This is a genomic window from Falsiroseomonas selenitidurans, from assembly GCF_012103215.1.
Taxonomy (GTDB): domain Bacteria; phylum Pseudomonadota; class Alphaproteobacteria; order Acetobacterales; family Acetobacteraceae; genus Falsiroseomonas; species Falsiroseomonas selenitidurans.
Map to the genome: position 1 here is coordinate 1 of NZ_JAAVNE010000094.1, position 8547 is coordinate 8547.

The following is an 8547-nucleotide window of genomic DNA, read 5'->3' on the forward strand; positions in this document are numbered from 1 at the left end:
ATTGTCGGACAGGCTCCTAGGCCAGCAGCAGCTTCAGGATGTCACGGAAGTGCAGCGTGGCGCCACCGGCGGTCAGGTCGCCGCTGAAGGTCGCGGAGTCCCCGGCGCGGTTGACGAAGCCGATTCCCCCATCGCGGTCCAGATGCAGCGAAAGCCCGGCCTCGGCCAGGTTGATGCCGGCAACCAACTCCGTCAGGGAGATCCCGCGCAGAAGGATCACGTCCTGGCCGGGCAGGCCCTGGAAGTGCGCATCGCCATCTGCCGGGTGCCAGCTGGCGCAGGGTTCGCTGCGCGCCGCCGGCGGCGCCGCGCGGGCGGTGGTGCGCTTGCCGATCCCGCCCGGCCCCGCCCGGCCCCAGCTTCCCGCCAGCTCCTGCCACCCGCGCGATGTGCGCGGTGCGCGACGCGGGGTGATTCTTCCTTTGTCGCCGGCCATCGGTCTCCTCCTGTCCTGGGTGCCGTCCTGGGAGGAGAGGCTAGGCGCCGGGGCCGGCTGGCAGCAGGTGGGCCGGATCGATCCGGCCGATAGGCACAGCCTTGGTGGGGCAGCCGGCGCGGCACGAAAAAGGGCGGCACCGTTGCCGGCGCCGCCCCATCGGCTGATCCGAGGCGGGATCAGAAAGTGATCTGGATCCGCTCGATCTCGAAGAACTTCAGCGTTTCGCCGCCGATCCGCAGCTCGCCACTGAAGCTCACCTGCTGGCCGGCGCCATTGGTGAAGCTCACCTGGCCGGCGGAGTTCACCAGGATCTGCAGGCTCGGGTCATAGAGCTGCAGCGCGCCCTGCAGCGTGTCCAGCGTCATCCCGGGCAGGACCAGCGTGTCCTGGCCGCTGCCGCCATGGAACTCGTCATTGCCGTCGCCAGGCGCCCAGATGAAGCTGTCATCGCCCTCGCCGCCGAAGGCCTTGTCGGCCGCGCCGTCGCCGGCACCGCCATCCAGCGTATCGTTGCCGGCTTCGCCGAACAGCTCATCCGAGCCTTCGCCGGCATAGACGAAGTCGTTGCCGCTGCCGGCGAAGGTCTTGTCGTTGCCGGCGCCGGAATTGACCACGTCGTTGCCGCTGCCGGCATGGACCTCGTCCTGGCCGCCGCCGGAGATGACGGTGTCGTTGCCATCGCCGGCGAAGATCTTGTCCATGCCGTCACCGGTGGTGATGGTGTCCGCACCGGCGGTGCCGTTCCGGTCGGTGAAGTTGCCGCCGGAAACCTGTTCCAGCTCGCTGCCGTCGATCGCCCTGGGTGTGCCGCTCATCGAAGCCTCCTGTGTTGGCCGTGCCGATGGGGGAACCTTAGGCCTCCGCTCACTGGCGCGATATGCGGCTCATACTCTGGACGTGATAGGCAATGCCGATACCAGGATGCTGTGACAAACTTGTCCGCAGGCGACATGGGCTGAGTCGAAATATCGTTTTCGCGACGCGCCGCTGGCATCCACGAAGCCGGGGGTTGACGGTCGGGCCTATCCGCCGGGTGATACCGGGCGCGGTCAGGCCCGGCGCATGGGTGGAATGGCCCATGCCCGATGCTGCCGCCCCGCCTGGTTGCCCAGCACCGGATCCCGGCCGCCATGCGAAAAGGGCGAGATCCCCTGCGGAACCTCGCCCTTCGTGCTCCCAGGCTTCAGGCCGTAACGGCGCTGGCGATCAGGCCGCCTCGCTCTCCGACTTGCGCGCGTTCTTCTTGCGCTCATGCGGATCGAGGTAGCGCTTGCGCAGGCGCACCGCCGTCGGCGTCACCTCCACCAGCTCGTCATCCTCGATGTAGGAAATCGCCTGCTCCAGGCTCATCCGGCGCGGCGGCACCAGCAGCAGCGCCTCGTCCTTGCCGGCGGCGCGGATGTTGGTGAGCTTCTTTTCCTTGATCGGGTTCACGTCCAGGTCGTTCTCGCGCGAATGCTCGCCGAGGATCATGCCGACATAGACCTTCACGCCAGGGTCGACGAACAGCGTGCCGCGCTCCTGCAGCGAGAACAGCGAATACTGGATCGCCTCGCCATCCGAGTTGGAGATCAGCGAGCCGTTGCGCCGCCCCTCGATCGACCCGGCCCAGGGCTGATAGCCGGCGAAGATGCGGTTCATGATGCCGGTGCCGCGCGTGTCCGTCAGGAACTCGCCATGGTAGCCGATCAGGCCGCGCGACGGGATCAGGAAGGTCAGGCGCTGCTTGCCGCCGCCCGAGGGCCGCATGTCCTGCATCTGGCCCTTGCGGAGCGACAGCTTCTGCACGACCACGCCCGAGTATTCCTCGTCCACGTCGACCAGGCATTCCTCGAAGGGCTCCTCGCGCTCGCCGGTCTCCGCGTTCTCGCGGGTCAGCACGCGCGGGCGGCCGATCGTCAGCTCGAAGCCCTCGCGGCGCATCTGCTCGATCAGCACGCCGAGCTGGAGTTCGCCGCGGCCGGCCACCTCGAAGGCGTCGACTTCCTCGGACACCTTGATGGTGATGGCGACGTTGCCCTCGGCTTCCTTGAACAGCCGGTCGCGGATCTGCCGGGAGGTGACCTTCTTGCCCTCGCGGCCGCCGAGCGGGCCGTCATTGATGCGGAAGGTCATGGACAGGGTCGGCGGATCGACCGGAATGGCGGGCAGCGGCTCGGTCACCGCCGGGTCGCAGATGGTGTCCGGGATGGTCGCATCGGACAGGCCGGCGATGGCGATGATGTCGCCCGCCTGGGCGGTGTCCACCGTCACGCGGTCCAGGCCGGAGAAGGTCATCAGCTTGGTCAGGCGGCCGGTTTCCACCACGCTTCCGTCGCGGCGCAGCACCTTCACCGGCATGTTCAGCCGTGCCGTGCCCTGCTCGATGCGGCCGGTCAGGATGCGGCCGAGGAAGGTGTCGGCCTCCAGGATCGCGGCGTTCATGGCGAAGGGCAGGTTCGGGTCGAGGCCCGGCGCCGGCACATGGCGCAGGATCAGGTCGAACAGTGGGCCGAGATCCTTGCGCGGGCCGTCCATCGTCTCATCCGCCCAGCCCTGGCGGCCGGAGGCGAAGAGCATCGGGAAGTCGAGCTGGTCGTCATCCGCGCCGAGCGCGGCGAACAGGTCGAACATCTCGTTGTGCACCTCGTCCGGGCGCGCATCCTGGCGGTCCACCTTGTTCACCACCACCATGGGGCGGATGCCGCGGGCCAGGGCCTTCGTCAGCACGAACTTGGTCTGCGGCAGCACGCCCTCGGCGGCATCCACCAGCACCACGGCCCCATCGACCATGGAGAGGATGCGCTCCACCTCGCCACCGAAATCGGCGTGGCCGGGGGTGTCCACGATGTTGATCTTCACGCCCTTCCACTCCACCGCGGTGGATTTGGCGAGAATGGTGATGCCGCGCTCGCGCTCCAGGTCGTTACGATCCATTGCGCGTTCGGCCACCACCTGGTTGGCGCGGAAGGCGCCGGCCTGCTTCAGGAGGTTGTCGACCAGCGTGGTCTTGCCGTGGTCGACGTGGGCGATGATCGCGACGTTGCGGAGTTCCATGGGTTCAGTCCGGGTTCCGGTTCGGGCCGACCCTTGCCGCCCCGGGTATGACCGTCATCGGACGGTCATCCAGGCACTTCGCTGGGCCATTGGCATTGATGCGGCGCACACATAGGCGGGACGCCGCCAAAAAGCGAGCAGGAAGCGCACGGGCCGGACGGAAGCAGCCCTGCCCGCAGGACAGGGCTGGCCGGGCGCTACCTCGTCGGCGCTGGCATCACCCCGGGGGCGAACATCGGTGCCGGCACCGGTTCCGACGGAACCGGGACAGGGACGGGCACGGCAGCCGGCGCGCCGCCGCCATCGGCGGATTTCGGCAGGGCATCGCTGCCGGTCATCGGCGCCTTGCCGCCCGGGGCCATGGCGGCGGCCTGCAGCCGGGCCATGGCCAGGTCGATATGCTGTTCCACCGCCGCGCGGTCGCGGCCACGCAGCGCTTCCCGCGCATCGGCGATGGCGCCGATCGCGCCACCATCGGCCGGGCTGCCGGCCTGGCTGGGCAGGACGGAGCGTGTCAGCAGCCGGGTTTCGGCCTGCTCCAGATTCTCCCGCGCCTGGGCCAGGCGGCCCGCCTGCAGTGCCGACCGCGCCTGGCGCAGGAAACCGGCGGCACCCTGGCTGGCGTCGTCGGCGTTGCGGGGGACCGCGGCGCCGCCGGCGGCTTGCGCGGCGGCGTGTGGGGCAAGCGGTGGCGCCGCCAGCAGCGGCAGGGCGAGGCTGGCCAGCAGCAGGGCGAAGCGTTGGGTCATGACAGGCTCCCGGGCTGAGGGCCTTCCGGCCCCGTCCCCCTGTCAACGCATCCCTGCCCGCCCCGGTTGCCGCAATCGCCGGCGGCTGCCCGGCCGGGCGCGGGCTTCAGCCGGCGACCAGCGCCTTCAGGTCGGCCTGCGGCCGGGCGCCGAAATGGCTGATCGCCTCGGCTGCGGCGACGCTGCCCCAGCGGCCGCATTCCGGCAGCGGCTTGCCCTGGGCCAGCGCCGCCAGGAAGCCGGCGGCGTAGGCATCGCCGGCGCCGGTGGTGTCCACCACCTGGGTCGGCACCGCCGCCACCGGCCAGCTTTCCGCCCCGGCCAGCACCAGGCTGCCCTGTTCGGACCGGGTGACCGCCGCCAGCTCCACCTCCTGCCGCAGCTGCGCCACCGCCTGGTCCAGGTCGGCGGTCTCGTAGAGCGAGAGGATCTCGGCCTCGTTGGCGAAGAGGATGTCCGTGTGGCCAGCGACGAAGGCGCGGAAGGCGGCGCGGTGGCGGCCGACGCAGAAGGGGTCGGACAGCGTCAGCGCCACCTTGCGCCCGGCGGCATGGGCCAGGCTTGCCGCCTTGTAGAAGGCTTCCTGCGCCGCCGGCGGGTCGAACAGATAGCCCTCCAGATAGGTGACGGCGGCGGAAGCGATGGCGGCCTCGTCCAGGTCCTGCGGCCCGAAGGCGACGCAGGCGCCGAGGAAGGTGTTCATCGTCCGCTGGCCGTCCGGCGTCACCAGGATCAGGCAGCGCGCGGTGGGCGCGCCACCGGCGAGCGGGGCGGTGGGGAAGGCCACGCCGGCGGCGCGGATGTCGTGGGCGAAGACCCGGCCGAGCTGGTCATCGGCCACCTTGCCCAGGAAGCCGACGCGGGCGCCGAGCGCCGCGGCCACGGCGCAGGTATTGGCGCCGGAGCCGCCGCTGCCCTCGATGCCCGGGCCCATCGCGGCATACAGGCGCTCCGCCGCCGCGGTATCGATCAGCGCCATGCCGCCCTTGGCCATGCCCTGGGCGTCCAGGAAAGCGTCCTCGGCGCGGGCCAGCACGTCGACGATGGCATTGCCGATGCCGAGAAGGTCCAGGGTCGCCGGGGTCGCGGTGGTCGTCATCGTCATGCCTCGCTGCGTCGCGCCGCCCGCGTAGCCCATCCGCCACAACGTGGCGAGGGCGCTTGGCCCGGCGGCCTCGGCGGGCCATCTCCGACGCCATGCTGAATGCCCTGCTGCTGGCGCTGCGCCAGATCCCCGACCCGGCCTTCCGCCGGCCCCTGATCCTCGGTGCGCTGGGGGCGCTGGCGGGGCTGGCCGGCCTTGCGGGACTGTCCGGCTGGGTGCTGGCGGCGGTGGCTGGCGCCGAGGGCTGGTTCGCTGCCGCCGCGGCGGCCGCCGGGGTGGTGCTGGTGGGGGTGGCGGCCTGGTGGCTGTTCATCCCGCTGCTGCTGGCGATCTCCGGCCTGTTCCTGGATGGCGTGGCGGCGGCGGTGGAGCGCCGGCACTACCCCGCCCTGCCGTCGCCGGCCGGCGCCCCCGCCACCGCGCAGGCCTGGTGGGCCGCGGTGCTGGCGGCGAAGATGGCGGGGCTGACGCTGATCCTGCTGCCGCTGTCGCTGCTGCTGCCGCTGCTGGGCTTCCTCGCGCTCTGGGCGGTGGCGGCGATCGGCCTGGGGGAGGGGCTTTTCCTCGGCGTCGCCCTGCGGCGCATGGACCGCCCGGCGGCGGAGGCGCTGCGCCGCCGCCGGCGTGGCGAGATCTGGAGCCTGGGCGCGGCGCTGGCGCTGCTGGCGGCGGTGCCGCTGGTGAACCTGCTGGTGCCGGTGCTGGGCACCGCGGCGATGACCCATCTGTTGCACCGCGCCGGCTGACTTGCCGGCACCGGCCCGCGGCACGGCATCCCGGGCGGCTGGCGGAACTTTCCGCGATCCGCCGGCCGGGGCTTGCTTTTCGGAGAATCGCGGTTTGCCCGCCGCCCCGGCGTTGCCGCCCCGCGCCCCAGCGTGTTAGCCGATGCTCCTGGACGGAAGCGCGGCAGCGTGACGGTCAGGCGCTTGCCGGCCCTGGTCGCCTTGCCGTGTCCAACCGCAGAAGGGGGACGATGATGAATGTCTTCGGCCGTCGCCGTGACGAGAAGCCGGCCGCGCCCAGCCCCGACCCGCACGCCTTGACCGTACCCACCGCCCGCGACCCGGATCTGGGCGCGCCGTCATTCCCACCCACCAGGGATCAAGCCACCATGAGCCTCGCCCCCAAGCCGCCCACGCCGACCATGCCGAGCGGCCCCACGCCGCCTGCCGGCACCGCCATCCCCCCGCGTCCGCCCCAGATGGGTGGCCAGATGGGTGGCCCGATGGGCGGTGGGCAGATGCCCGGCCAGCCGACCATGCCGGCGCCCCGCGCGCAGGACCGCCGCACCCTGGTGGTGGGCCGCGGCATCAGCCTGCAGGGCACCGTGGCGGATGCCGAACGCCTGGTGGTGGAAGGCACGGTCGAAAGCCAGATGATTCAGGCGACCGAGCTCTCGATCAGCCAGACCGGCGTGTTCAAGGGCGAGGTCCAGGTGGAGGACGCCGAGATCGCCGGCACCTTCGACGGTACCCTGACCGCGCGCGGCCAGCTGGTGATCCGCGCCACCGGCCGCGTCATCGGCAATGCCCGCTGCCGCCGCCTGATGGTCGAGGATGGCGGCCAGATCTCCGGCAAGATGGAGATGCTGGGCGACACGCAGATCCCCGCCGGCCCGGCGCCGCGCGCCTACGCCGAGGGCTGATGCGCCCGCCCCGTGGCGCCCCGGCGCCACGGGGCTTCGCGCCTGATTCGGGGCGCCCCGCTGCGGGCGCCACCCCCCTGGTCGCCAGGCCCCGCCCCGCCCCCCTGCTGCCGCTGCTGACGGCCCTGCTGGCCGCCGCCTGCGCGCAGCCGGACCCGGCAGACCCGGTGGTGGTGCTGCAGGAAGCCCTGGCCTCGCATCAGGCGAGCCTGGCCGGTATCGCGCCCCGCGCTGCGGCCTCGGGTGGCGAGGGCTCCATCCCGCCGCCGCCGCCGCCGCAACCCGCCAGCGCCACGCCGGGCACGCCGCCCACCATGGCCGGCCAGCTGGTCGGCCATGTTCCTGAAGCGGTCGCCGCCTGGCTGGGCGAGCCGCGCCTGCGACGGGAGGAGGGGGAGGCGGAGATCTGGCACTACCAGGGGCCGCAATGCCACCTCGACCTTGTCTTCTACCGCGACGAGGGGCCGCAGGCCGGCCTGCGGGTCGCTTTCGCCCAGGCGCGCGCCATCGGCACCTCCCGTCGTGGCGAGGCCGCCTGCCTGCGGGACATCGCCCGCGGTGCCGCGCTCCGGGGCCAGGCCGACGGCGCCACGTGACGCGCCTGGCCCCACCTCGCCGCCGATCGTCCTGCCGATGAACGCCTGGCTGGACGCCTTCGTGCCGGTCTTCGGGCTGCTGGCCCTCGGCGCGCTGCTGCGCCGGCGGCTGCTGCGCGAGGATGCGATCTGGGCGGGAATCGAGAAGCTCGTCTTCTGGGTGCTGCTGCCCAGCCTGGTGGCGACGGCGCTGGGCAATACCCAGATGGGCGCCCTGCCGGTGGCCGGCCTGGCCGGCAGCATCTGGGGCGCGCTGTGGGCGGGCACGCTGGTCTCGCTGGGCCTGTCGCGGCTGCTGCGGGCCGGGCATCCGGCGATGACCTCCATCCTGCAGGGCGGCATCCGCTTCAACAACCTGATGGGCTTCGCCATCGCCGGGGCGATCTGGGGCGCGCCGGGGGTGGCGCTGGCGGCCGTCTGCACCGGCTGCATCGTGCCGATGGTGCAGGGCATTTCCACCATTGCCTTCGCGCTGGGCGGTGCCAGGCAGGTGCGGCCGCTGCGGCTGGCACGGCAGGTGCTGCTGAATCCGCTGATCCTGGCCTGCGCGGCGGGCTTCACCATCTCCGCCGTCGGCGGGCTGCCGGCCGGGCTGGGGCCGCTGGTGCGGACGCTCGGCCAGGCTTCCGTGGCGCTCGGCCTGCTATGCGTCGGCGCGGCGCTGACGCTGCGCGGACTGGGCGACCGGCCGGCGGCGCAGCTGGCGACCGGGATCCTCAAGCTGGCGGTGATGCCGCTGATGACGCTGGCCCTGGCGCGGCTGATCGGGCTGGACCCGCTGCCGACGGCCATTGCCGTGATCCTGATGGCGCAGCCCACGGCGGCCACCAGCTATGTGATGGCGCGCGCCATGGGGGGCGACGCGCCGCTGATGGCGGCGATCACCACCAGCGAGCATGTGCTGTCCGTGCTGACCCTGCCGCTGTGGATCTGGCTGCTGACGCGCTTCGTGCTCTAGCAGCCTGTCCGACAAC

At 72.1% G+C, this 8547-nt stretch carries 9 protein-coding genes; 4 read left to right on the forward strand and 5 right to left on the reverse strand.

Translation table 11 applies throughout. From position 1 onward, the window contains the following. Window positions 1-16: 16 nt before the first annotated feature. The 5 genes from HEQ75_RS26955 to HEQ75_RS26975 all read right to left on the reverse strand — a co-directional run bounded on the left by HEQ75_RS26955 (window position 17) and on the right by HEQ75_RS26975 (window position 5329). Window positions 17-436 carry a hypothetical protein gene (locus HEQ75_RS26955; protein ID WP_168035222.1) on the reverse strand — a complete coding sequence of 140 codons (420 nt, stop codon included), beginning with the start codon at window positions 434-436 and terminating at the stop codon, window positions 17-19. Window positions 437-615: 179 nt separating this feature from the next. Next, entirely contained in the window at window positions 616-1254 is a 639-nt protein-coding gene (locus HEQ75_RS26960; protein ID WP_168035223.1) for a calcium-binding protein, read from the reverse strand. Window positions 1255-1645: 391 nt separating this feature from the next. Beyond that, window positions 1646-3475, reverse strand: a complete 1830-nt coding sequence (gene typA, locus HEQ75_RS26965; RefSeq protein WP_168035224.1) for a translational GTPase TypA — start codon at window positions 3473-3475, stop codon at window positions 1646-1648. A 197-nt stretch (window positions 3476-3672) separates the two neighbouring features. Next, window positions 3673-4224: a hypothetical protein gene (locus HEQ75_RS26970; protein ID WP_168035225.1), complete on the reverse strand. Its 552-nt coding sequence runs from the start codon at window positions 4222-4224 to the stop codon at window positions 3673-3675. Between the two features lie 106 nt (window positions 4225-4330). Next, a complete protein-coding gene (locus HEQ75_RS26975) occupies window positions 4331-5329 on the reverse strand; it encodes an adenosine kinase (protein WP_456237401.1) in 999 nt (332 codons plus the stop codon). Between the two features lie 92 nt (window positions 5330-5421). On the opposite strand from HEQ75_RS26975, the gene HEQ75_RS26980 reads away from it, so the two are divergent. The 4 genes from HEQ75_RS26980 (at window position 5422) to HEQ75_RS26995 (ending at window position 8531) form a co-directional block, all read left to right on the forward strand. After that, window positions 5422-6075 carry an EI24 domain-containing protein gene (locus HEQ75_RS26980; protein ID WP_168035226.1) on the forward strand — a complete coding sequence of 218 codons (654 nt, stop codon included), beginning with the start codon at window positions 5422-5424 and terminating at the stop codon, window positions 6073-6075. A 368-nt stretch (window positions 6076-6443) separates the two neighbouring features. Further along, complete coding sequence (locus HEQ75_RS26985; RefSeq protein ID WP_168035227.1) at window positions 6444-6977, forward strand: bactofilin family protein; 534 nt, start codon at window positions 6444-6446, stop codon at window positions 6975-6977. Then, window positions 6977-7573: a hypothetical protein gene (locus HEQ75_RS26990; protein ID WP_235962155.1), complete on the forward strand. Its 597-nt coding sequence runs from the start codon at window positions 6977-6979 to the stop codon at window positions 7571-7573. The genes HEQ75_RS26985 and HEQ75_RS26990 overlap by 1 nt, the downstream gene beginning before the upstream one ends. A gap of 37 nt (window positions 7574-7610) precedes the next feature. Then, window positions 7611-8531, forward strand: a complete 921-nt coding sequence (locus tag HEQ75_RS26995; RefSeq protein ID WP_168035228.1) for an AEC family transporter — start codon at window positions 7611-7613, stop codon at window positions 8529-8531. The last annotated feature ends 16 nt before the right edge of the window (window positions 8532-8547 follow it).